21 protein-coding genes are annotated in these 23,088 nt (G+C 72.5%); 12 read left to right on the top strand and 9 right to left on the bottom strand.

Translation table 11 applies throughout. The features are described from left to right. Positions 1–72 precede the first annotated feature (72 nt). Positions 73–1,656: a GMC family oxidoreductase gene (locus tag BLW14_RS03590; RefSeq protein WP_093704226.1), complete on the top strand. Its 1,584-nt coding sequence runs from the start codon at positions 73–75 to the stop codon at positions 1,654–1,656. Between the two features lie 27 nt (positions 1,657–1,683). Here BLW14_RS03590 and BLW14_RS03585 read toward each other — a convergent pair whose 3' ends face one another. Beyond that, positions 1,684–2,598, bottom strand: a complete 915-nt coding sequence (locus BLW14_RS03585) for a chitosanase (RefSeq protein WP_093704224.1) — start codon at positions 2,596–2,598, stop codon at positions 1,684–1,686. Between the two features lie 257 nt (positions 2,599–2,855). On the opposite strand from BLW14_RS03585, the gene BLW14_RS03575 reads away from it, so the two are divergent. Then, positions 2,856–3,149 carry a hypothetical protein gene (locus tag BLW14_RS03575; RefSeq protein ID WP_256332666.1) on the top strand — a complete coding sequence of 98 codons (294 nt, stop codon included), beginning with the start codon at positions 2,856–2,858 and terminating at the stop codon, positions 3,147–3,149. A gap of 64 nt (positions 3,150–3,213) precedes the next feature. Here BLW14_RS03575 and BLW14_RS03570 read toward each other — a convergent pair whose 3' ends face one another. From BLW14_RS03570 to BLW14_RS03555, 4 genes are all read right to left on the bottom strand, one after another. Continuing rightward, entirely contained in the window at positions 3,214–4,188 is a 975-nt protein-coding gene (locus tag BLW14_RS03570) for an acyl-ACP desaturase (RefSeq protein WP_093704220.1), read from the bottom strand. A gap of 166 nt (positions 4,189–4,354) precedes the next feature. Beyond that, positions 4,355–5,986, bottom strand: coding sequence for an ABC-F family ATP-binding cassette domain-containing protein (locus tag BLW14_RS03565; RefSeq protein ID WP_093704218.1), 1,632 nt, complete (start codon positions 5,984–5,986; stop codon positions 4,355–4,357). Between the two features lie 302 nt (positions 5,987–6,288). Beyond that, positions 6,289–6,702, bottom strand: a complete 414-nt coding sequence (locus BLW14_RS03560) for a spore wall synthesis regulator SsgD (protein ID WP_093704216.1) — start codon at positions 6,700–6,702, stop codon at positions 6,289–6,291. A 147-nt stretch (positions 6,703–6,849) separates the two neighbouring features. Further along, a complete protein-coding gene (locus tag BLW14_RS03555; RefSeq protein WP_018520194.1) occupies positions 6,850–7,143 on the bottom strand; it encodes a YciI family protein in 294 nt (97 codons plus the stop codon). A gap of 59 nt (positions 7,144–7,202) precedes the next feature. Between BLW14_RS03555 and BLW14_RS03550 the strand changes: the two genes are divergently transcribed. Continuing rightward, the gene (locus tag BLW14_RS03550) at positions 7,203–7,865 is read left to right on the top strand and encodes an endonuclease V (protein WP_093704214.1); all 663 of its coding nucleotides are present in this window, start codon (positions 7,203–7,205) and stop codon (positions 7,863–7,865) included. A 19-nt stretch (positions 7,866–7,884) separates the two neighbouring features. Here BLW14_RS03550 and BLW14_RS03545 read toward each other — a convergent pair whose 3' ends face one another. Continuing rightward, positions 7,885–9,075 (bottom strand): saccharopine dehydrogenase family protein, encoded by a 1,191-nt coding sequence (locus BLW14_RS03545; RefSeq protein ID WP_093704212.1) that lies wholly within the window; start codon positions 9,073–9,075, stop codon positions 7,885–7,887. A 212-nt stretch (positions 9,076–9,287) separates the two neighbouring features. On the opposite strand from BLW14_RS03545, the gene BLW14_RS03540 reads away from it, so the two are divergent. From BLW14_RS03540 to BLW14_RS03525, 4 genes are read left to right on the top strand one after another with little or no spacing between them, the layout of a single operon-like run. Beyond that, positions 9,288–10,448, top strand: a complete 1,161-nt coding sequence (locus BLW14_RS03540) for a CaiB/BaiF CoA transferase family protein (protein ID WP_093704210.1) — start codon at positions 9,288–9,290, stop codon at positions 10,446–10,448. Further along, a complete protein-coding gene (locus BLW14_RS03535) occupies positions 10,448–11,590 on the top strand; it encodes an acyl-CoA dehydrogenase family protein (RefSeq protein WP_093704208.1) in 1,143 nt (380 codons plus the stop codon). Before BLW14_RS03540 ends, BLW14_RS03535 begins: the two co-directional genes overlap by 1 nt. 52 nt (positions 11,591–11,642) lie before the next feature. Then, positions 11,643–12,857, top strand: a complete 1,215-nt coding sequence (locus BLW14_RS03530; protein WP_093704206.1) for an acetyl-CoA C-acetyltransferase — start codon at positions 11,643–11,645, stop codon at positions 12,855–12,857. Between the two features lie 31 nt (positions 12,858–12,888). Next, the gene (locus BLW14_RS03525) at positions 12,889–15,060 is read left to right on the top strand and encodes a 3-hydroxyacyl-CoA dehydrogenase NAD-binding domain-containing protein (protein ID WP_093704204.1); all 2,172 of its coding nucleotides are present in this window, start codon (positions 12,889–12,891) and stop codon (positions 15,058–15,060) included. A gap of 52 nt (positions 15,061–15,112) precedes the next feature. Here the strand turns inward: BLW14_RS03525 and BLW14_RS03520 are convergent, their stop codons facing one another. Further along, entirely contained in the window at positions 15,113–15,844 is a 732-nt protein-coding gene (locus BLW14_RS03520; protein WP_093704202.1) for a MerR family transcriptional regulator, read from the bottom strand. Between the two features lie 134 nt (positions 15,845–15,978). Here BLW14_RS03520 and BLW14_RS03515 point away from each other — a divergent pair, with 134 nt between their 5' ends. From BLW14_RS03515 to BLW14_RS03505, 3 genes are all read left to right on the top strand, one after another. Further along, on the top strand, positions 15,979–16,455 hold the full coding sequence (locus BLW14_RS03515) for a macro domain-containing protein (RefSeq protein WP_093704200.1): 477 nt from the start codon (positions 15,979–15,981) through the stop codon (positions 16,453–16,455). Positions 16,456–16,484: 29 nt separating this feature from the next. Beyond that, positions 16,485–17,459 carry a GNAT family N-acetyltransferase gene (locus BLW14_RS03510; protein ID WP_093704198.1) on the top strand — a complete coding sequence of 325 codons (975 nt, stop codon included), beginning with the start codon at positions 16,485–16,487 and terminating at the stop codon, positions 17,457–17,459. 403 nt (positions 17,460–17,862) lie between these two features. Next, positions 17,863–18,495 (top strand): TetR/AcrR family transcriptional regulator, encoded by a 633-nt coding sequence (locus BLW14_RS03505; RefSeq protein WP_093710635.1) that lies wholly within the window; start codon positions 17,863–17,865, stop codon positions 18,493–18,495. A gap of 9 nt (positions 18,496–18,504) precedes the next feature. Here the strand turns inward: BLW14_RS03505 and BLW14_RS03500 are convergent, their stop codons facing one another. Next, positions 18,505–19,407 carry an oxygenase MpaB family protein gene (locus tag BLW14_RS03500; RefSeq protein WP_093704196.1) on the bottom strand — a complete coding sequence of 301 codons (903 nt, stop codon included), beginning with the start codon at positions 19,405–19,407 and terminating at the stop codon, positions 18,505–18,507. A 238-nt stretch (positions 19,408–19,645) separates the two neighbouring features. On the opposite strand from BLW14_RS03500, the gene BLW14_RS03495 reads away from it, so the two are divergent. Further along, positions 19,646–20,557: an oxygenase MpaB family protein gene (locus BLW14_RS03495; RefSeq protein ID WP_093704194.1), complete on the top strand. Its 912-nt coding sequence runs from the start codon at positions 19,646–19,648 to the stop codon at positions 20,555–20,557. Here the strand turns inward: BLW14_RS03495 and BLW14_RS03490 are convergent. Next, positions 20,520–21,560: a LacI family DNA-binding transcriptional regulator gene (locus BLW14_RS03490; RefSeq protein ID WP_093704192.1), complete on the bottom strand. Its 1,041-nt coding sequence runs from the start codon at positions 21,558–21,560 to the stop codon at positions 20,520–20,522. The genes BLW14_RS03495 and BLW14_RS03490 overlap by 38 nt on opposite strands. Before the next feature lie 160 nt (positions 21,561–21,720). On the opposite strand from BLW14_RS03490, the gene BLW14_RS03485 reads away from it, so the two are divergent. Next, positions 21,721–23,046, top strand: a complete 1,326-nt coding sequence (locus tag BLW14_RS03485; protein ID WP_093704190.1) for a M14 family metallopeptidase — start codon at positions 21,721–21,723, stop codon at positions 23,044–23,046. The last annotated feature ends 42 nt before the right edge of the window (positions 23,047–23,088 follow it).

Below are 23,088 nucleotides of genomic sequence, written 5' to 3'. Positions count from 1 at the left end.
GGCCTTCCGTTGTTCGGCACGCGGAGTCCGTGACCGCTCGGGAACCCGCGTCGACCAGGAGGAGAAGCCGAGTTGAGCGAGTACGACTACATCGTCGTCGGGGCCGGTTCGGCCGGCTGCGTGCTGGCCGCGCGGCTGTCCGAGGATCCCACCGTCCGGGTCGCCCTCGTCGAGTCGGGCGGGCCCGACCGCAAGCAGGAGATCCGCATCCCGGCCGCCTTCCCGAAGCTGTTCAAGACCCCGTTCGACTGGGACTTCAGCACCGTGAAGCAGTCGGCGCTCGGCGGCCGTGAGCTCTTCTGGCCGCGCGGTCACACCCTCGGCGGCTCGTCCTCGATCAACGCCATGATGTGGGTGCGCGGCCACCGCGACGACTACGACGCGTGGGCCGGCGCCGCCGGACCCGAGTGGGGCCACGACGCTATCGTGCCCTACTTCCGGCGCGCCGAGCGGTGGGCCGGCCCCACCGCGCCCGGCACGGTGTACGGCACCGAGGGCCCGCTGCACATCGCGCCGCCCCGCAGTCCGTCCCCGCTGACCGCCGACTTCGTCACCGCCTGCCGCGAGGACGGGCTGCCGTTCCTCGACGAGCTGAACGCCCCGGACCACAGCGGGGTCGCCATGACACCCGTCAACCAGCGGCGCGGGCGGCGCTGGAGCGCGGCCGACGGCTACCTCAGGCCGGCCGCCCGGCGCGCCAATCTGGACGTCCTCCCGCACACCCGCGTCCGTGCCCTCGCCTTCGACGGCGACCGTGCCACCGGGGTGCTGACCGAGGGCTCCGGCACGCTCACCGCCCGCCGCGAGGTGATCCTCAGCGCCGGCGCCATCGGCTCCCCGCACCTGCTGCTGCGCTCGGGCATCGGCGACCCCGGCGAACTGCGCGACGCCGGCATCGAGGTGGTGGCCGCCTCCCCGGACGTCGGCCGCAACCTCCAGGACCACCTGTCCTTCGCCGTCACCCTGCACTGCCCGCGCCCGGTGACCATGACCGGCGCCGACACCCCGGCGAACATCGCCCGCTACCTGCTGGCCGGGCGCGGGCCGCTCAGCTCCAACCTGGCCGAGGCCGTCGCCTTCGTACGCAGCACATCGCAACCGGCCGCCCCCGACCTCGAACTCATCTTCGCTCCGGCGCCGTTCGTCGACCACGGGCTCACCCCGCCCACCGAGCACGGCGTCACCATCGGCATCGTCCTGCTCCAGCCGGAGAGCACCGGGCGCATCACCCTGGACCCGGCCCACGCGGAGCCCGGCTCGGCCGTCCGGATCGACCCGGGCTACCTCGCCGCCGAGGCCGATCTGCGGTGCATGATCGACGGTGTCCGTCACGCGGAACGGCTCCTCGCCCACCCGGCCCTCGCCCCGCACACCTCGACCCCCATGGGCCACTACCCGGGGCAGGTCGACGACGGCCGGCTGGCCGAGGCGATCCGTACCGGGGCGGAGACCCTCTACCACCCCGTCGGCACCTGCCGGATGGGCGAGGACCCCGGTTCGGTCACCGACCCCCGGCTCCGGGTGCGCGGCGTCCGGGGCCTGCGCGTCGTCGACGCCTCGGTCATGCCGCGCATCACCCGCGGCCACACCCACGCGCCCACGGTCGCCATCGCGGAGAAGGCCGCCGAGCTGATCAGGCAGGACGCCCGCGGGTAGGCGACCGGAGCTGCCGCGGGGCCGGGATCACGACGGGATGCGGAACGTCTCCCCGTACATCTTCCAGGTCAGCGGCGGCTCCAGGTCCAGCTCGCCGTCCTCCAGGAACACGCGCTGCGCGGTGTCGATGCGCGATGTGTCGTGCTGCTGGTTCTTCTTCGACTTCATCACGGACCGCGCGGTGTCCAGGAAGATGTCCAGGTACGCCGACTCGTCACCGCCCTCCGCGACCGTGTCCGCCTCGGCCAGCGCCGCCTGCCGGATGCCGTAGAACGAGTCCGCCTCGTGGCCCGGCCCCTGGAGCACCATGGTGTCGAAGTAGATGTACTGGCCCAGCGCGCCGAGCCCGTCGAGCTTCGCCAGCCGCACCGCCGGCTCGAAGAACTGCTTGTCCCGGACCTCCTCCTGCGCCTTGCGGAACGCCGGGTCCTCGGCCGCCTTCTTCCACGCGGCCGTGAACCCCGGATCCAGGCCCTCGTGCGAGCCGGTCCCGTCGACCTCGCGCAGCGCCGGGAGGTACCGGGCGAGCGGGTTGTCCGGGTGGTCCTTCGTGAACGCCTCGACGAACACGAGCATGTCGTGCGTACCCGAGCAGAAGCCGACGAGGCCCGCCGCGTAGCCGGTGCCGTCGCCGCTGTCCTCGATCGTCCCGTACTGGGTGCGCCAGTCGAGGGTGGAGCCCTCGGCGCTCGCCAGCAACTGCCAGGCGACCTCGCGCATCTCCGGAGCGGCGAGCCCGGCCGGTGCCCGCTCGACCGTCCTGTTCATCTCCGCGCGCTCCTCGTCGTCCGCCGCGGCGAACGGGTCCGCGTTCACCGGCCCGGTGGCCTTCGCCCCGACGGCCTCGGGGGAGTCCGTGGGCAGCCCGGAGTCGTCGCCGGGGTTGAGGAGGAGGGAGACGGCTATCACGAGCGGCGCGGCGATGAGAGCGAAGCGGGTCACAGGTTTCACCGGCACAGAGTACGGTCCCCGCCCGCTCGGGGAGGCCATACCCCCGCACGGCACGATCGGCCCATGACCGACGCCCTGCTGAAGGCCCTCGATCCGCTTCCGTACCGGCGGCGCATGCGTGAACTCGCCGCCCGCGCACGCGCGCTGTCCGCTTCGGGAGATCTGCGCGCCGCCGCTCGTGGCGTTCGGCGGCCGACGCGCTGGCCGGCGCGGCGCCCACCGCGCCGGGGGAGGCCGCGCAGGCGTTCATGGGGGCGCTGACGACTCTCGCGGACACCGTGGAGACGGATGACGCGGGCAGCGACCGCGACCACCCGGCCCGTCAGCGGACCGTCCACCTGGTGAACCGGCTCGCCGCGGCGGGGCGGCTCGCCGAGGACGGCGGCCTCGCGCACGGTCTGCTGGCCGTCCAGCTGGTCACCGTGGGAGGGCGGCACGCGGGCTGGACCGGGCCGTGGCGGACCCAGCTGCGGCTGCTGCGGTGGCACCCGGAGGCGGAGGCGCGGGACGCGGCGTACGCGGAGGTGACGGTCCGGGAGTGAGCGGCCTCCCGGAGCCGTCCGGCCGCCGCTCCCGAGGATTCGGGGCGGCGGCCCTCCCTGCGGGTCAGCCCTGGGCGCGGGCCGCCATCCGCGCCTTGCGCGCGGCCAGCTTCTCGTCGAACTTCGCCGCCTCGGAGTCCAGCCCGTGCATGTACAGGCCGAGCTCCTCCTGCGCCTTCAGGCCCTCCGGGCCGAGACCGTCGATGTCGAGCACCTTGAGGAAGCGCAGGACCGGCTGGATGACGTCGTCGTGGTGGATGCGCATGTTGTAGATCTCGCCGATCGCCATCTGCGCGGCGGCCCGCTCGAAACCGGGCATGCCGTGGCCGGGCATCCGGAAGTTGACGACGACGTCGCGCACGGCCTGCATCGTCAGGTCCGGGGCCAGCTCGAAGGCCGAGCCCAGCAGGTTGCGGTAGAAGACCATGTGCAGGTTCTCGTCGGTCGCGATGCGCGCCAGCATGCGGTCGCAGACCGGGTCGCCCGACTGGTGCCCGGTGTTGCGGTGCGAGACGCGGGTCGCCAGCTCCTGGAAGGCCACATAGGCCACGGAGTGCAGCATCGAGTGCCGGTTGTCCGACTCGAAGCCCTCGGCCATGTGCGCCATCCGGAACTGCTCCAGCTTGTCCGGGTCGACCGCGCGCGAGGTGAGCAGGTAGTCGCGCATCACGATGCCGTGCCGGCCCTCCTCGGCCGTCCAGCGGTGCACCCAGGTGCCCCAGGCGCCGTCGCGGCCGAAGAGCGTGGCGATCTCGTGGTGGTAGCTGGGGAGGTTGTCCTCGGTGAGGAGGTTGACCACGAGGGCGATCTTGCCGATGTCGGTGACCTTGGACTGGTCCGCCTGCCAGGCCTCGCCGTCCTCGAAGACGCCGGGGAAGTTGCGCCCGTCGGAGAACGGCACGTACTCGTGCGGCATCCAGTCCTTGGCGACCTTGAGATGCCGGTTGAGCTCCTTCTCGACCACCTCTTCCAGCGCGAACAGGAGGTGGGCGTCGGTCCATTCCTGTGAACTGCCGAGATGGGGAGAAGTGATCGTCATGGAGGCTCCTGGGGACGGGAGAATTACCTACGGACTCGTAGGTTACGAGACCGTAGGTTAAAGCGGCGGTAAGCCCTGAGCCAAGCCCTAACGGGCGAAAGTCGCTCACTCTGCGTCACCGCCGCCGATGGGTACGCGGTGAGTCACCGCGTACCCACCCGCCGTGTCAGAGCCCGGCGCGCACCTCCTCGGCCGTCGTGGGGCGCAGTTCGCCGTCGATCAGCAGCCAGCGCGTGATCCCCAGCGACTCCAGGAACGGCACGTCGTGACTGGCTACGACGAGCGCCCCCTCGTACGCGTCGAGCGCCGCCGTGAGCCGGCGCACACTGGCCATGTCCAGGTTGTTCGTCGGCTCGTCCAGCAACAGCAGCCGCGGCGCCGGCTCGGCGAGCAGCAGCGCGGCCAGCGCCGCCCGGAACCGCTCCCCGCCCGACAGGGTGCCCGCGGCGCGGTCCGCCCGCGCCCCCCTGAACAGGAAGCGCGCCAGCTTCGCCCTGATGTGGTTGTTCGTGGCGTCCGGCGCGAACCGCGCCACGTTCTCCACCACGCTCAGCGCGTCGTCGAGCACATCGAGCCGCTGCGGCAGGAAGCGCAGCGGGACCTCGGTCACCGCCTCGCCGGACACGGGAGCCAGCTCACCGGCGAGCGTGCGCAGCAGCGTGGTCTTGCCCGCCCCGTTGCGCCCCACCAGCGCGATGCGCTCCGGACCGCGCACCTCGTACTGTCCCCGCACCCGTGCCCCGTACGCGAGTTCCAGATCGCGCAGCACCAGCACGACCCGGCCCGGATGGACCTTGGTGCGCGGCAGCTCGACCCGGATCTCGTCGTCGTCGCGCACCGCGTCGACGGCCTCGTCCAGGCGCTCCTTCGCGTCGGCCAGCCGGCTCGCGTGCATCAGGCGCTGCTTGCCCGCCGACTCCTGGGCGGAGCGTTTGCGGGCGCTCGCGACGATCTTCGGCACGCTGCCCTCGTCGAACAGCTTCTGGCCGTACCGTCTGCGCCGGGCCGACCTGACCTGCGATTCGGCCAGTTCGCGCTTCTGGCGCTGTACGTCGGCCTCCGCGACCCGCACCATGCGCTCGGCCGCCTCCTGCTCGACGGCGAGCGCAGCCTCGTACGCGGAGAGGCTGCCGCCGTACCAGGTGACGGTGGAGTCGCGCAGATCGGCGATCTGGTCGACACGCTCCAGGAGTTCGCGGTCGTGGCTGACGACGACGAGCACCCCGTGCCACGCGTCGATGGCCGCGTAGAGCCGCTGTCTGGCGTACAGGTCGAGGTTGTTGGTCGGCTCGTCGAGCAGCAGGACGTCGGGCCGGGCCAGCAGCAGCGCGGCCAGCCGCAGCATCACGCACTCGCCGCCCGACATCTCGCCGATCGTGCGGTCGAGCCCGATGTGGCCGAGGCCAAGTCCGTCGAGCGCGGCGCGGGCCCGCTCCTCGACGTCCCAGTCGTCGCCGACGGCGGCGAACCGCTCCTCGCCGACGTCACCGGCCTCGATGGCGTGCAGCGCCGCGCGGACCGTGTCGATGCCGAGCGCGGCGTCGACACGCAGCTCCGTGTCCAGGACCAGGTTCTGCGGCAGGTAGCCCACTTCACCGGACACACTGACCCGGCCCCCGGTGGGCCGGAGTTCGCCGGCGAGCAGCCGGAGCAGGGTCGACTTCCCGGCCCCGTTGAGACCGATGAGCCCCGTGCGGCCGGGGCCCACGGTGACATCGAGTGCGTCCAGGGCCCGGGTGCCGTCGGGCCAGGCGAAGGAGAGGGAGGAACAGGTGAGGTGGGCTGCGGGGGTTGACATGAGGAATCTCCCGGTTGCGAGGAATGACAGGGCAACGGGCGAGACACCGGCCACGGACGTTCCACGAGGATTCCGGGATGACGGAAGGAAGGCCCTGGTCACGGAGGACGGCTCGACGAGCTGAGGTCGCACTCGGGCGCGCGGTCACGGCAGAGGGCCGGCACGGCACGCGACACGGTGTCTCAAGACCTCAGATCTGCAACGTCCTGCTCCGTTCACCGACAACAAGGACGACGCAGACGCTACGCGGGGCCCGGGGAGGGAGCAATCGAATTAGGGCCTTGCGGAAGCGGGACGCGGACTCAGCGCGACCCGAAAAGCTCGGTCAGGTTCCGGTCCAGGTCGAGGTAGCGGCGCTCGTCGCCGCAGGGCACCAGATCCTCCGCCCGCCGCAGGAACCGGCGCAGATCCGCCGTGCGGACGTGCACCATGGCGATCCCCTCGGCAGCGTGGAACTCCAGCACCGTGCGGTCGTAGCCGAACGGCCTGATCCGTACGTCCCCGAGTCCGGACGGGACCTCCATCCCGGCGGCGAGCAGGTCCCGGGAGAACTGCCAGGACACGTCCGTCCCCTCCAGCGTCGCCGGAGCGGGGAACGCCATGCGTACGGCGAAGGGGTCGGCCCGGTCGTAGCTCAGGACGGCGGGCAGGGTCTCCATCTGCGGCGCGGACGCCACCATGCGGGCCTGTACGGACTGTTCGATGACCGTGGACACGAACCTGCTCCCTCTCGCGACCGGACAACGGTTCCCGGCACACGTAGAGACGACGGAAGCCGCCGATCCGTGCACCGGGAGACGGCGTGAGCTGCATCACCGCACACCGCTGCCTGTTCACGTGCCCCGTTACGGGCGGAGCACCCGTCAGAGCCGCTGGCGGTACGGGGCGAGCGCGTCCGAGGTCTTGGTGGCGATGAACTCCGTGATCCGGTACGCGCAGACGCCCTCGACCACGAACGGGTCGGTCGCCGCGAGCCGCTCGATCGCCGCCCGCTCGTCCCCGACCGCGAGGATCACTCCGCCGTCCCGGGGGTTCTTGCGCCCGGAGGCGATGAACACCCCCGCCGCGTACTGCTCGTCGAGCCAGGCGACGTGCTCCTTCATCACCGCGTCGACGCGGTCCAGCGGGGCGGTGTAGGACAGCTCAAGTACGAACATGGGTTCAGGCTACCGGCCGGGGCAGCGCTTAGGGTGAGCGCACCATGACAGCGCTTCAGATGCCTTCCGACGCCGCCGAGGCCCGTGCGGTCCAGGACGCCCTGCGGACCCGGGTGGTCCTCGACGAGCCCGGCCCGCCGCCGGGACAGGGCAGGGTGACCGGGGTCGACGTCGCCTACGACGACGAACGCGACATCGTGGCGGCGGCGGCCGTCGTGCTCGACGCCGCCACGATGGAGGTGGTGGAGGAGGCGACCGCCGTCGGCCGGGTCAGCTTCCCGTACGTCCCGGGGCTGCTGGCCTTCCGCGAGATCCCGACGGTGCTGGCCGCCCTGGAGAACCTGAGGGCCGATCCCGGCCTGGTCGTCTGCGACGGATACGGCAGGGCCCACCCCCGCCGCTTCGGCCTCGCCAGCCATCTCGGCGTCCTCACGGGGCTCCCGGTCATCGGCGTCGCCAAGAGCCCGTTCACCTTCACCTTCGAGCCGCCCGGCCCCCGGCGCGGCGACCAGTCGCCCCTGCTGGACGGCGAGGAGGAGGTCGGGCGCGCGCTGCGCACTCGGGACGGCGTCAAACCGGTGTACGTCTCCGTCGGGCACCGCACCGGCCTGGACAACGCCGTCGCGCACACCCTGGCGCTGACCCGGGGTTTCCGGCAGCCTGAGACGACGCGCAGGGCCGACTCCCTGTGCCGCAGGGCCCTGCGCGAGGCGGCCGCCTGAGCCGGCGGTCGCCGGCCGCTCAGCGGACCGCCGCCACCCGGAAGCGCAGCCCGGCCGCGATCAGCCGCTCCAGCAGCGCGTCGCCCATCGCGGCGGCCGTGGTGACCTGCCCCGAGGTCGCCGGCAGCTCGTCCAGTGCCAGGCACAGCGCGGACTCCGCGAGCATCTTCGCCGTCTCGTCGTAGCCCGGATCGCCGCCCGACACCTCCGTGAACACCTGCCGCCCGCCGCCCTCGCCGACGAACCGCACGGTGAACCAGCTGCGCCGCCTGCGCTCCGCGTCCGGGCCCGCGCCGGGCTCGTAGCGCCCCATCAGCCAGTCCCGGGCGGCCGGCACCTGGGCGGCACCCAGGAGCGCGCCGAGCGCCGCCGTACCACCGAGCGCCACGGGCAGGTGCTTGACCGAGGCGTAGTGGCGGTAGCGGAAGTCGGGGCCGTAACGGGGCAGCGCCCGCGCCGAGCGGGCGATGATCCCCGCGTCGAGCGTGGGCAGCGGCAGCGCCCAGGTGCCGGTCTCCGGGCTGAAGCGGGGGCGGCCCAGCGGGGCGTGGACGCGGCGCCCGGCCAGCCGGGGCTCGTGCAGCCGGCGCTCCTTCGCGGCGCGCGCGGTCTGCGGGCCCCGGCCCATCGCGGTGAGCGCCGAGGCGAACGTACCGCCGGAGAAGACGGCGTTGCTGCGGACGAAGCCGTCGACGCGCAGCGGCACGTCTTCCGGCAGCTGCCGGACCGTGAAGTAGGCGCCGAGATCGTGGGGCACGGAGTCGAAGCCGCAGGCGTGCACGAGCCGGGCGCCGGTCTCGCGGGCGCGGGCGTCGTGCTCCACGTACATCCGGTCCACGAACTCCGGCTCGCCCGTGAGGTCCGTGTAGTCCGTGCCCGCATCGGCACAGGCGGCGACCAGCTTCTCGCCGTACCAGACGTAAGGGCCGACGGTGGTGGCCACCACCCGGGCGGACTCGGCCAGCGCGCGCAGCGAGTCCTCGTCGGAGGCGTCCGCCTCGACGATCGGGAGGTCCGCGCAGCGCGGATTCAGGTCGCTCAGCCGGGCGCGCAGCTTCTCCAGCTTGGCGCGGTCGCGCCCGGCGACGGCCCAGCGGCAGTCGTCCGGGGCGTGCCGGGCCAGATATTCGGCGGTGAGCACACCCACGAACCCGGTGGCGCCGAAAAGGACTACGTCATAGGGGCGCGCGGCCCCGTTCTGCCTGTTCACGAAAGCCTCCGCGGAGGACGGCACCGGATGGAGCGAGCAGAGGTTAGCGCGGTCCCCGTGGCGGTGTGCGGGCGGGAGGGGGTGATGGGGGAGTATCCATGAGTATCCGCTAAAGAACTAAGCGCTTGCTCTCCCCAAGGGGTTGTGCGGAGCGCGGTGCGTTCTTAGCATCATCGATGTTACATCAGTTGTGTCATACCGCTGGGGGCTCGATGGCGAGTACAGGGAACGGTCCGCGCGGCTCGCGCGGTCCCCTCGACGGGACGCGGGTGGTGGAGCTCGCCGGCATCGGCCCCGGTCCGTTCGCCGCGATGCTCCTGGCCGATCTCGGCGCCGACGTGGTGCGGGTCGACCGCCCCGGCGGCGCCGGCCTGGGCATCGATCCGGCCCGCGACCTCACCAACCGCAACAAGCGCTCGGTGCTCGTCGACCTCAAGGCCCCCGAGGGCCCGGCCGCCGTCCTGGACCTCGTCGAACGCGCCGACGTCCTCATCGAGGGCTACCGCCCCGGCGTCGCGGAACGCCTCGGCGTGGGCCCCGACGCCTGCCTGGCCCGCAATCCGGAGCTCGTCTACGGCCGGATGACCGGCTGGGGCCAGGACGGGCCACTGGCCGAGCGCGCCGGGCACGACATCTCCTACATCGCGCTCACCGGCACCCTCTCCATGATCGGCCGGCCCGGCGAGCCGCCCACCGTCCCGGCCAACCTGGTCGGCGACTACGCGGGCGGCTCGCTCTACCTCGTCGTCGGCATCCTCGCGGCCCTGCAGCACGCCCGTACGCCCGGCGGTACCGGACAGGTGGTCGACGCGGCCGTCGTCGACGGCGCCGCCCACCTCGCCACGATGATCCACGGCATGCTCGCGGCCGGCGGCTGGCAGGACCGGCGCGGCTCCAACCTCCTCGACGGGGGCTGCCCGTTCTACGGCTCGTACGAGACCGCCGACGGCGAGTACATGGCCGTCGGGCCGCTGGAGCAACGGTTCTACGACGAGTTCGTCCGGCTCCTCGGCATCGCGGACACCGCCCCGGACCGGAACGACCTCGCCCGCTGGGCCGAGCTGCGCACCGCCGTCGCGGACCGGTTCCGCACCCGCACCCGCGCCGAGTGGACCGAGGTCTTCGACGGGTCGGACGCCTGCGTGGCACCCGTCCTCTCGCTCCGCGAGGCACCCCACCACCCGCACCTCGCCGCCCGCGCCACCTTCGTCGAGCACGGCGGACTCACCCAGCCGGCGCCCGCGCCCCGCTTCTCGGCCACCCCCGCGTCGGTGCGCACCGGTCCGGCGCTGCCGGGCGCGGACACCGAAGCCGTCGCCGCCGACTGGGACGTGCCCGGTCTGCGGACCACCCGGAAGGACACCACCGACTGATGCAGCGGCAGATCTTCACCGAAGAGCACGACGCGTTCCGCGAGACCGTGCGCACCTTCCTCGCCAAGGAGGTCCTTCCGTACTACGAGCAGTGGGAGAAGGACGGCATCGTCTCCCGCGAGGCCTGGCGCGCCGCAGGCAGGCAGGGCCTCCTCGGTCTCGCCGTGCCCGAGGAGTACGGGGGCGGCGGCAACACCGACTTCCGCTACAGCGCCGTCCTGGCCGAGGAGTTCACCCGGGCCGGCACCCCCGGCCTCGCACTCGGGCTGCACAACGACATCATCGGGCCCTACCTCACCGGCCTGGCCACCGACGAGCAGAAGCGGCGCTGGCTGCCCGGCTTCTGCAGCGGCGAGACCATCACCGCCATCGCCATGACCGAACCCGGCGCGGGCTCCGACCTCCAGGCCATCCGCACCACCGCCGAGGACAAGGGCGACCACTGGCTGATCAACGGCTCCAAGACGTTCATCTCCAACGGCATCCTCGCCGACCTGGTGGTCGTCGTCGCGAAGACCACCCCGGACGGCGGAGCCAAGGGCCTCTCGCTGATCGTCGTCGAACGCGGCGCGGAGGGCTTCGAGCGGGGCCGCAACCTCGACAAGATCGGCCAGAAGTCCCAGGACACCGCCGAGTTGTTCTTCAACGACGTGCGCGTCCCGAAGGAGAACCTTCTCGGCGAGCTGGACGGCGCCTTCATCCACCTGATGACCAACCTGGCCCAGGAGCGCATGGGCATAGCCGTCGCCGGGATCGCCGCCGCCGAACACCTGCTGGAGATCACGACCGCGTACGTCAAGGAGCGCGAGGCGTTCGGCCGGCCGCTCGCCAAGCTTCAGCACATCCGCTTCGAGATCGCCGAGATGGCCACCGAGTGCGCCGTCACCCGGGCCTTCCTCGACCGCTGCATCGTCGACCACTCCGACGGCACCCTCGACGCCGTGCACGCCTCGATGGCGAAGTGGTGGGCGACCGAACTCCAGAAGCGCGTCGCCGACCGCTGCCTCCAACTCCACGGCGGCTACGGCTACATGGCGGAGTACCCGGTGGCCCGCGCGTTCACCGACGGCCGCATCCAGACCATCTACGGCGGCACGACCGAGATCATGAAGGAGATCATCGGCCGCTCGCTGCTCGCCTGACCCCGCACTCGTCGCACCACGCTCGCGCCACCACCCTCGAAAGGCAGCTGTCTTGAGTACCGAAGCATTCGTCTACGACGCGATCCGCACCCCGCGCGGCCGCGGCAAGGCCAACGGCGCCCTGCACGGCACCAAGCCCATCGACCTCGTCGTCGGCCTGATCCACGAGATCCGCGCCCGCATCCCCGGCCTCGACCCCGCCGCGATCGACGACATCGTCCTCGGCGTGGTCAGCCCGCTAGGCGACCAGGGCTCCGACATCGCCCGGATCGCAGCCATCGCGGCCGGTCTGCCGGACACCGTCGCCGGCGTCCAGGAGAACCGCTTCTGTGCCTCGGGCCTGGAGGCAGTCAACCTGGCTGCCGCCAAGGTGCGTTCGGGCTGGGAGGACCTGATCCTGGCGGGCGGCGTCGAGTCGATGTCCCGCGTGCCGATGGGCTCCGACGGCGGCGCCTGGGCCATGGACCCGATGACCAACTACGAGACCGGCTTCGCCCCGCAGGGCGTCGGCGCCGACCTCATCGCCACCATCGAGGGCTTCTCGCGGCGCGACGTCGACGAGTTCGCCGCGCTCTCCCAGGAGCGGGCCGCCGAGGCGTGGAAGGACAACCGCTTCGCCCGCTCCGTCGTCCCCGTCAAGGACCGCAACGGCCTCGTCGTCCTCGACCACGACGAGCACATGCGCCCCGGCACCACCGCCGACTCCCTCGCCTCGCTCAAGCCGTCCTTCGCGACGATCGGCGAGATGGGCGGCTTCGACGCGGTGGCGCTGCAGAAGTACCACTGGGTCGAGAAGATCGACCACGTCCACCACGCGGGCAACTCCTCCGGCATCGTGGACGGCGCCGCCCTCGTCGCCATCGGCAACAAGGAGACCGGCGAGCGCTACGGGCTGACCCCGCGCGCCCGTATCGTCTCCGCCGCCGTCTCCGGCTCCGAGCCCACCATCATGCTCACCGGCCCCGCCCCGGCCACCCGCAAGGCCCTCGCCAAGGCCGGGCTGACCATCGACGACATCGACCTGGTCGAGATCAACGAGGCCTTCGCCGGCGTCGTCCTGCGCTTCGCCCGCGACATGGGGCTCTCCCTCGACAAGATCAACGTCAACGGTGGCGCCATCGCGCTCGGCCACCCGCTGGGCGCCACCGGCGCGATGATCCTCGGCACCCTCATCGACGAACTGGAACGCCGCGACAAGCGCTACGGCCTCGCCACCCTGTGCGTGGGCGGCGGCATGGGCATCGCCACCGTCGTCGAGCGTCTCTGACCGTCCCCCTTCCTACGGAGAAGACAAACCCATGACCGAGAGCACGACCATCCGCTGGGAACAGGACGAGACCGGCGTCGTCACCCTCGTACTGGACGACCCCAACCAGTCCGCCAACACGATGAACCAGGCCTTCAAGGACTCCATCGCGGCCATCGCCGACCGCGCCGAGGCCGAGAAGGACTCCATCCGGGGCATCATCTACACCTCCGCGAAGAAGACCTTCTTCGCCGGCGGCGACCTCAAGGAAATGATCAGGATCGGTCCTTCGAGCGCGCAGCTCGCGTTCGACACCGGCACCGCCATCAAGAACTCGCTGCGCCGCATCGAGACCCTCGGCAAGCCCGTCGTCGCGGCCATCAACGGCGCTGCCCTCGGCGGCGGTTACGAGATCGCGCTCGCCGCCCACCACCGCATCGCCCTCGACGCGCCCGGCTCCCGCATCGGCCTGCCCGAGGTCACCCTCGGCCTGCTCCCCGCAGGCGGCGGTGTCACCCGCACCGTACGCCTCATGGGCATCGCGGACGCGCTGCTCAAGGTCCTCCTCCAGGGCACCCAGTACACCCCGCGGCGCGCGCAGGAGAACGGCCTCGTCCACGAGGTCGCCGCCACGCCCGAGGAGATGCTCGACAAGGCCCGCGCCTTCATCGACGCCCACCCCGAATCCCAGCAGCCCTGGGACGTCAAGGGCTACCGGATTCCCGGCGGTACCCCGTCGAACCCCAAGTTCGCCGCGAACCTGCCGGCGTTCCCGTCGAACCTGAAGAAGCAGATCGCGGGCGCCCCGATGCCCGCGCCGCGCAACATCCTCGCCGCCGCCGTCGAGGGCTCGCAGGTCGACTTCGAGACCGCCCTGACCATCGAGGCCCGGTACTTCACCGAGCTGGTCACCGGCCAGGTCTCCAAGAACATGATCCAGGCGTTCTTCTTCGACCTCCAGGCCGTCAACTCCGGTGCCAGCCGCCCCAAGGGCATCGAGGAGCGCCAGGTCCGCAAGGTGGCCGTCCTCGGCGCCGGCATGATGGGCGCCGGCATCGCGTACTCCTGCGCCAAGGCCGGGATCGAGGTCGTCCTCAAGGACGTCTCCGCGGAGGCCGCCGCCAAGGGCAAGGCGTACAGCGAGAAGCTGCTCGACAAGGCGCTCTCCCGGGGCCGTACGACCGAGGCCGAGCGCGACGAGCTGCTGGCCCGCATCACCCCGACCGGTGACGTGGCCGACCTCGCCGGCTGCGACGCGGTGATCGAGGCCGTCTTCGAGGACACCGCCCTCAAGCACAAGGTGTTCCAGGAGATCCAGGACGTCATCGAGCCCGACGCGCTGCTCTGCTCCAACACCTCCACCCTGCCGATCACCGTGCTCGCCGAAGGCGTCTCCCGCCCGGTCGACTTCATCGGGCTGCACTTCTTCTCGCCGGTCGACAAGATGCCGCTGGTCGAGATCATCAAGGGCGAGAAGACCGGGGACGAGGCGCTGGCCCGCGCGTTCGACCTGGTCCGCCGGATCAAGAAGACCCCGATCGTCGTCAACGACTCGCGCGGCTTCTTCACCTCGCGTGTCATCGGCCAGTTCATCAACGAGGGCGTCGCCATGGTCGGCGAGGGCGTCGAGCCCGCCTCCGTCGAACAGGCCGCCGCGCAGGCCGGCTACCCGGCCAAGGTGCTCTCCCTGATGGACGAGCTGACCCTCACCCTGCCGCGCAAGATCCGCAACGAGACCCGCAAGGCCGTCGAGGAGGCGGGCGGCACCTGGCCCGGCCACCCGGCGGACGAGGTGATCGACCGGATGGTCGACGAGTTCGGCCGCCCCGGCCGCAGCGGCGGCGCGGGCTTCTACGAGTACGACGAGGCGGGCAAGCGCACGCGCCTGTGGCCCGGTCTGCGCGAGCACTTCGCCAAGCCGGACACCGGGATCTCGTTCACCGACATGCAGGAGCGCATGCTCTTCTCCGAGGCGCTGGACAGCGTCCGCTGCCTGGAGGAGAACGTCCTGATCACCGTCGCCGACGCCAACATCGGCTCCATCATGGGCATCGGCTTCCCGCCGTGGACGGGCGGCGTGCTCCAGTACATCAACGGGTATGAGGGCGGCCTGCCCGGCTTCGTGGCCCGCGCCCGGGAACTCGCCGAGCGCTACGGCGACCGCTTCCTGCCGCCCGCGCTGCTGGTCGAGAAGGCGGAGAAGGGCGAGACCTTCCACGACTGACCCGACGCGATGCGTGCCGTACCGCCCCTCCACCGGGGCGGTACGGCCGCGGTCACTCGGCGGTGAACGCGGCCCGCAGCTCCTCCTTCAGCGACCGCTGGAAGGCGGTCACCAGGGCCTGGAGCACCATCGGCTGCATGTGCGCCGACAGCGACTTCATCGCCCTGACGTGCTCGGGGTCCGATTCCCGCTCCCGGTACGGATTCCACACCTCGTCCCGGAAGAGCCGGGTCAGCTCCTGCGCCGCCGAGCGGGTGTGCTGCAGCAGGACCGTACGGGCGGCGAGGATCGTCTCGTGCGCGATCGGCACGTCCAGCAGCTCCACGCCGAGCCGCAGCAGCCCCGGATCCAGCCGGAAGACTCCGTCGTCGGGCGCGGACCGCTCCAGCACCCCCATCGCGGCCAGCCGGTCGAGGTCCTGCTCGCTCAGTGACCGGCCGGCCCGCCGTTCCAGCTCCGCCCGCGAGGCGTCCTCCGCCGAGTCCGGTGCCCAGGAGGCGACCAGGGCCCGGTGGATGGCCAGATCGTGGGCGCTGAGGTCGGGCGGCAGCTGCTCCAGGTACCGTTCGATCGCGGCGAGCGTCATGCCCTGGTGCTGGAGCTCCTCGATGAGCGCCAGCCGCGAGAGGTGGTCGTGCCCGTAGCGCCCGACCCGGCGCGGCCCGATCACCGGCGGCGGCAGCAGCCCCCGGGTGCTGTAGAACCGCACCGTGCGCACGGTCACCCCGGCGCGAGCCGCCAGCTCGTCGACGGTGAGCTTCGGCTCCTCGGCCTCGGTCGCCATTTCCGCTCCTCGTGTCCGGTGCTGCGAACGGGCCGCGATGCGCGCGCCCCGCTCGGTGCAACAGTATTGCTGTCTCACCATCGATGTGAAAGTGGTGACCGGCGGCTGTCAGTGGTGGGCCCTAGCCTGAACGCATGTCCGAGATCACTTACGTACGAGGGGACGCGACCGCGCCGCAGGGCAAGGGTGTCAAGGTGATCGTGCACGTCTGCAACGATCTCGGCGGCTGGGGAAAGGGGTTCGTCCTCGCCCTCTCCCGCCGGTGGCCCGAGCCCGAGGCCGCGTACCGCAGATGGCACCGCGAGCGCGCGCACAACGACTTCGGCCTCGGCGCGGTGCAGTTCGTCCAGGTCTCCCCGTTCGTCCGGGTGGCGAATCTGGTGGGCCAGCACGGGATGCGCCGCGGGAGCAAGGGTGTCCCGGTGCGCTACGAGGCCATCGACACGGGCCTGGCCACCGTGGCCGACCACGCCCTGGAGTTCGGCGCCTCGCTGCACATGCCCCGCATCGGCTGCGGGCTCGCGGGCGGCACGTGGTCGCGGATCGAGCCGCTCATAGAAAGCCGGTTGACCGGCCGGGGCCTGTCTGTGAGCGTGTACGACTTCGACTGAGCCCCGTCCGGGGCGTCCGAGGGGGAGCGATGGCGGAGAGCGGCACCGGTGTGCCCGGATATGTCCTCAGGGCCTACCGGGGCGCCCCGGACCACGAGGCGATGGCCGCCGTGCGGGCCGGCAGCGCGGAGCACGATGGGATCGACGCCGATTCGGTCGTGGAGGGGCTGCCCGACGCCGAGGAGATCGGCACGGCGTCCGCCGCCCTCGCGGACCCGGCCCGCGACCAGGTCCTCGTCGAACACGACGGCGCGGTCGTCGGCTACGCGGCCGTCCGCTGGTGGCGGGAGCGGGACGGGACCCAGCTCTATCTGCACCGAGGACACCTGCTGCCCGGACACCGGGGACGCGGCGTCGGGTCGGCCATGGTCGCGTGGGCCGAGGAGCACATCCGCCGGCTCGTGGCGGAGCAGGGCACGGCGGAGACGGCGGTCCTCGGTGCCAACGCCATGGCCGGGGAACGGGAGGCCGCGCGGCTGCTGACGGACACCGGGTACCAGCGCGTCTTCAGCCTCGTGGAGCTGGAGCTGCCGGACCTGGGCGCGCTGCCGGGCCCCGCCGAGCCGCCGGCCGGCATCCGGCTCGGGCCCATCGGCCCGGACAGCTACCGCTCGGCCTGGCGGACGGTCGTCGACTCGTACCGGGAGGCCGGCTTCACCGAGGAATGGCCGTACGCCCGCTTCGTGGCCAAGGCGGAACCGGCCTGCTGGCGGGGCGCCTGGCAGGGCGAGGAGATGGCGGGCGTCGCCCTGTGCTCGCTCCGCGCCCGGGACCGCACTACGGGCGAGGTCGAGGAGCTGAGCGTCCGCGACCGGTCCAGGCGGCTCGGCGTCGGACGCGCCGTCCTCCTCGCGGGCCTGTGCGCCCTGCGCGACCACGGGGCCGCCCGCGCCCGCCTGTACACCGGGACCGCCAACCCCTACCGCTCGTACGACCTCTACGAGAGCGTCGGCTTCCGGCGCCGCAACGAGTACGTGCGCTACCGCAAGCCCCTGCGGGGCTGACAGGCCGTCCCGTCCGGACCTCGCCGAACGGCACCGTTCCGCCCAGCTGTACGGCGCCGGTGCGCCGGTGGAGGTGCTGTCGGGGCACGCGGCGACCAGGCGTCGGCTGCTGACCGTGCAGCGGCGGGCCAGGACCGAGGTGCGCACTTCGAGCGGGGCAGGCGGCTGAACCTGTCCGGTGCCGGTGAAGGCCGCCACGGTCGACGACGTGCTCGCCGGCGTCGACGGGTTCAGCCGGGTCTCCTGCTCCTCCGACGCCCAGCCGGCCCCGTCGCTCGGTGACGGCAGCCGCATCGCCTGGCTCGACACGAGCGGTCCCGCCCCGGCCTGTTACGGGGGTACGCCGCGTGTCACTCTGATCCGGCTCCTATCGTGGGGCGGACCGGCGGAACAGGGAGGGCCCATGACGGCACGCGACACCGGCGGGGCGGCCCCCGCCTTCGGGACCGTGGGAGCCGCGACGCCCTCCGACGCGCTGGGGGAGCAGATCCTCGATGCCGCGCGCGAGCAGTTCATGACCTTCGGGCTGCGCCGCTCGACCGTCGACGACGTCGCCAAGCGGGCCGGGGTCTCCCGGGTGACGGTGTACCGGCGGATCGGCGGCAAGGACAGCCTGGTCTCGGCGTGCCTGCTGCGCGAGTACCGCCGGTTCGTCGTGGAGGTCGACGAGGCCGTGGCCGCGCTGCCCACGACGGAGGACCGGCTCGTCGAGGGCTTCGCCGCCGTGCTGCGGCACATCCGCGAACACCCGCTCATCGGCGGGCTGCTGCGCCTGGAGCCCGAGACCATGCTGCCCTTCCTCACCGTGGAGAGCGGCCCGGCCTTCCTCGCGATCCGCGGCTACCTGGCCGGGCGACTGCGCGAGGCACGGCGCCTGGAGGGCGGACCGGAGACCGACCCGACACCCGTCGCCGAACTCATGGTCCGGATCACCGTCTCCTTCCTCCTCAACCCGGTCAGCTGCTTCGAACTCGACGACGACGCCCAGGTCCGCGACTTCGCCCGCCGCTGCCTGGTCCCGCTGCTCGCCGCCTGACCGGGTGTCTCAGCCGCGCTCCGGCCCCGGCCGGACGGCGGTCTCGTCCGGCAGCGGCTCCAGCGGTCGGCTGCGCGCCCAGTGCGGCCCGAGGTCGTCCAGCCGCCAGCCGAAGGGGTACGAACGCGGCTGCGGCCGGGACGGGAACCGGCGCGGCCGGGCCGGCATCCCCCGTACGCACCGCGCCCGCAGCCGCAGCGCCGCCGACGCCGAGGTCCGCACCCACCGGGGCTGCGGCCGGAAGCCCAGCGCCTTCAGCAGCGGCTCGTCCAGCAGCGCCAGCGAGAACCGGGCGACCAGAGGACGCAGCGGGCGCGGGTACCAGCTCGCCATCACCCGGAACGTGGCGCTCGCCACCCGCCGGTTCGCCGGGTCGTACGAGAACATCCGCTGCTCGTATGCGTCGAGCAGCCGCTCGAACCCCGCATAGGTGTCGGGGACGTCCTCGATGCCCATCATCGCCCCGGTCTTCCGCGCCGCCTCCGCCAGTGCCTGCACCTCCTGGGCGCACAGCGGGCGCCAGCCGTACCGGTCGATCCAGCGTTTCGGGCCCACGACCGTGGTCGCGAGCACATAGAGGAAGTCGTCGTTCGGGATGCGGTACCTGCCGTGGATGCGGTTCAGGTGCCGCGCCGCAGCCCGTCCCCGCTCCGAGTCGAACCCGTCGACGGCCATCTCGTACCCGATCAGCACCGTGTCGTCGTACCGCTTCTGCCCGTTGCGCTCGAACTCCTGGGTGCGGTCGAGGAGTACGGAGATCCGGGGGACACCGTAGTCGCGCAGGAACGCCACGCTCACACCCTGGCGGTAGTCCCAGGGGAACTCGTACTGCGAGATCAGCCGGAGGATCTCGGCGTAATCCCGCGCCGGATCCATCCGGCGGATCTCACGCAGGCGGCTGTACCGGCCCATGGTGCGCCCTCCTGTCCGTGTCCGGAACAGCGGCCCCAACAAGCGTGTGACGGAGACGATATGACGGGGCGTGCGATCCCGGGAGTCAAAGTTACAAATACTATCGACTTGTTTCATCGACCCCGTCAACACCGCGGAACGGGAGCCCGCTGCGCACGCCCCGCCCGCGGCTCGCATACTGGATCACGTGGGGCCGGGCGCTTCGGTCCGGTGCCCGTCGAGCGGCCGGGAGTACGGCATGAGCAGCGCAGCAGCCGGCAGGAACGACCCGGCGCCACCGCCGCCCGGCGGAGTGCTGTGGAGCCTGTCCGGGGACATCCGGGCCCTGCTGATGCTGCCCGCCGCCCTCACCCTCCAGGTCGCCCACCCCGCTGTGGGCGCCGGTGTCGACGAGCACTCCGTGTTCCGTACGGACCCGTGGGGCCGCGGCGAGCGCTCCCTCAGCTCGCTCCAGCTCTGGGTGTACGGCGGAGAGGAGGCCGCCGAGGAGGGGCGCAGGCTCCGCCGGCTGCACCGCACCATCCAGGGCACCGACACCCGGGGCCGCGCCTACCACGCCCTGTCACCGGCGAACTACGCCTGGGTGCACGCCACCGGGTTCCCCGTCTACCGGCACGGCGCCCGCTATCTGCTGCGCCCGCTCAGCCGCGAACAGGAACGCGCACTGTACGCGGAATGGCTCCAGGTGGGCCGGGTGCTCGGGATACAGGACCGGGACATGCCGCAGACCGTCGAGGAGTTCTGGCCCTACTACCGCGCCATGCTCGCCGACGAGATCGAGAAGACACCCGTCGTCGCGGAACTCGTCGCCACCGACACCGCCGTCCCGCCGCCGGACCGGGGGCCGTGGCCGCTGCGGCTGCTGCTCGGGGCGCTGTGGCCGGTGCTGCTCCCACCGCTCGCCCGGTTCCGTGTTTTCCTGACCGTCGGACTGATGCCGCCCGACGCCCGCGAGGCCATCGGCCTGGAGTGGACCGACGCGCATGAACGCGCGCTGCGTCGGTTCTGCGCGGTGGTGCGGGCGGTGGTCCCGGCGCTGCCGGAACGCCTGCGCTACCTGCCCCGGGCGCGCCGGGCCCGCGCGGCGCACCGGGCGGCCCGCGGCGGCGGGCTCAGGCCGAGGCCCGGCGGACCAGCCGCGTCGGAGTGATCACCGACTCCGGCCCCGCGCCCCCGCCCTCCAGCCGCTCCATCAGCAGCCTGACCATCAACCGGCCCATCCCCACCACGTCCTGACGTACCGTCGTCAACGGCGGATCCGTCGCCTCGGCGACCGACTCCATGTCGTCGAACCCGACCAGCGCCACGTCCTGCGGCACCCGCCGCCCCCGCTCGCGCAGCACCCGCAGCGCGCCCGAGGCCATCAGGTCGTTGGCCGCGAACACCGCGTCCACGTCCGGCCGCCGCTCCAGCAGCTCCGCCATCGCCCGGGCACCGCCCTCCACCGTGAAGTCGCCGTCCGCCAGCAGCGCCGGGTCCGCATCGGGCAGGACGTCGGCGTAGCCGTCGATCCGGTCGAGCGCCGAGGTCTGGTCGCGCGGCCCCGCGATGTGCGCGATGTGGCGGCGGCCCAGCCCGGCCAGATGGCGGACGGCCTCCCGCGCGCCGCCGCGGTTGTCGCAGTCCACGAAGGGCACCGCGTCGGTCGGCGCGCCCGGCCGCCCGGGCCTGCCGCCGTAGACGGCCGGGACGCGGAAACGCCTGATGGCGGCGGGCAGTTCGTCGTCCGTGTGCAGCGAGAAGGCCAGTACCCCGTCCACATGGCCCCCGGCCAGATAGCGGCTCACCCGCTCGAAGTCCCCGCGGCCCTCAACCAGAAGCAGCACCAACTGCGCGTCGTGCGCGCCCAGTTCCCGGCTGATACCCCGGATGTGCTGGGAGAAGAACGGATCGGAGAAGATCCGCACCTCGGGCTCGTCGATGATCACGGCCACCGCCCCGTTGCGCCGGGTCACCAGGGTCCGGGCGGCGTGGTTCGGGACGTAGCCCAGCTCGTCGACCGCCTTGCGCACCTGGTCGACGAGCGGCTGCCGGACGCCCGCCCCGCCGTTCACCACACGGGAGGCCGTCGCCCGGGAGACTCCGGCACGGGCCGCCACCGCTTCCAGCGTCGGGCGCGCGTGGAGCGGGGAATCGGGGGACGGACCGGGCAAGGGACGCTCCTCGGGACGCGGCGGGGCCGGAAACGGCCGGGGCCGGCCGATCGGCGCGAACAACCCCGCCAGCCTAACGGGCCGGGTCCGCGTGCCCGCTTCCGGAAACCGGGCCTGCACAGGTCTGTTGCCCGTACCGGCGCCGAAGTATCTTCCGCCCATGCCGATCGCGCCGACAGGCGGCGGACGGCGGCCGCCCCGGCGCGGCCGTGTCCGCAATCTCGCACTGGCGGCCGCCTCCGCCGCCCTGACCGTCCCCCTGCTCACCGTCCCCTCGGACGCCGCCCGCACCACCGCACCCCGTACCGGCTTCGAGCTCTCCGGCGGGGCGCGCTGGACCACGCAGGCCGAGGAGGCGTCGCTGCTCGCGGACCTGGCCCGGCGCGGCGACCGGGTCTCCGTACGACGGATCGGCACCACCGCCCAGGGGCGCCCGCTGCACCTCGTCCGCCTCGGCAGCACCGAGCCTGACGCACTCACGGTCCTCCTGGTCTGCGGACAGCACGGCGACGAACCCGCCGCCCGTGAGGCCTGCCTGAGCACGGTCCGCGACCTCGCCCACGCCACCGACGCCCGCACCCGCGCCTTCCTCGCCCGGACCGAGGTCCTCGTCGTGCCCACCGCCAACCCGGACGGCCTGGCCGCGGGAACCCGGGGCAACGGCGACGGCGTGGACGTCAACCGGGACCATCTCGCCCTGCGCAGCGCGGAGGCCCGCGCCCTGGCCGGCGTACTGCGGGACCACGAGCCCGACGTGATCGAGGACCTGCACGAGTACGGCGCCACCGCCCCGTACTACGACAAGGACCTGCTCGTCCTGTGGCCCCGCAACCCCAACACCGACGAACGGCTGCACGACGAGGCGCACGATCTCGCGGTGGACCGGGTGCGGCCGGCCGCCCTGGAAGCCGGATTCAGCACCGGCGTCTACGGCGTGTGGACCGACCCGGACACCGGCCGCCCGGTCAGGCGGACCGCGGGCGACGGCCAGGAGCGCATCCTGCGCAACGTCGCCGGCCTCAAACACGCGGTCGTGCTGCTGGTCGAATCCCGTACGGACGCGCTCTCCGCCGAGGAGCGCGCCGACCCCGCCCTCAACGACCGCCGCCGCGTCGCCTCCCAACTCGTAGCCCTCAAGGCGCTCTTCCGGTACGCGGACGAGCAGCGCGCGCGCATCGCCGCCGCCACCGCGCACTCCCGCGCGGCCGGCTCGGGCGACGTGGGGCCCGTCGTCCTCGGCGGCGCCGGCGACGAGGCCCCGGCGCCGGGCGGCACCCTCACCGACCCGCCCTGCGGCTACCGCCTCACGGGGGAGCAGTTCGCCCGCGTCCGCGACGAACTCGCGCTGCACGCCGTGACCTCCCGCCCCGACGGCGGCGGGGTGTACGTGCCCCTGCGGCAGCCGGCCCGGAAGCTGATTCCGCTCCTCCTGGACGGACGGGCCGCATATCACCTCACAGACGGTCAACCCGATACCGCTTGTTGATCCCGAAAGATGCACGTTCGGTGTGGTACTGCCTACGGAGAG

The sequence above is a fragment of the Streptomyces sp. 2131.1 genome, assembly GCF_900105515.1.
In the GTDB taxonomy this organism is placed as follows: Bacteria; Actinomycetota; Actinomycetes; order Streptomycetales; family Streptomycetaceae; genus Streptomyces; species Streptomyces drozdowiczii.
This window is presented reverse-complemented; position numbering and strand designations above follow the sequence as displayed.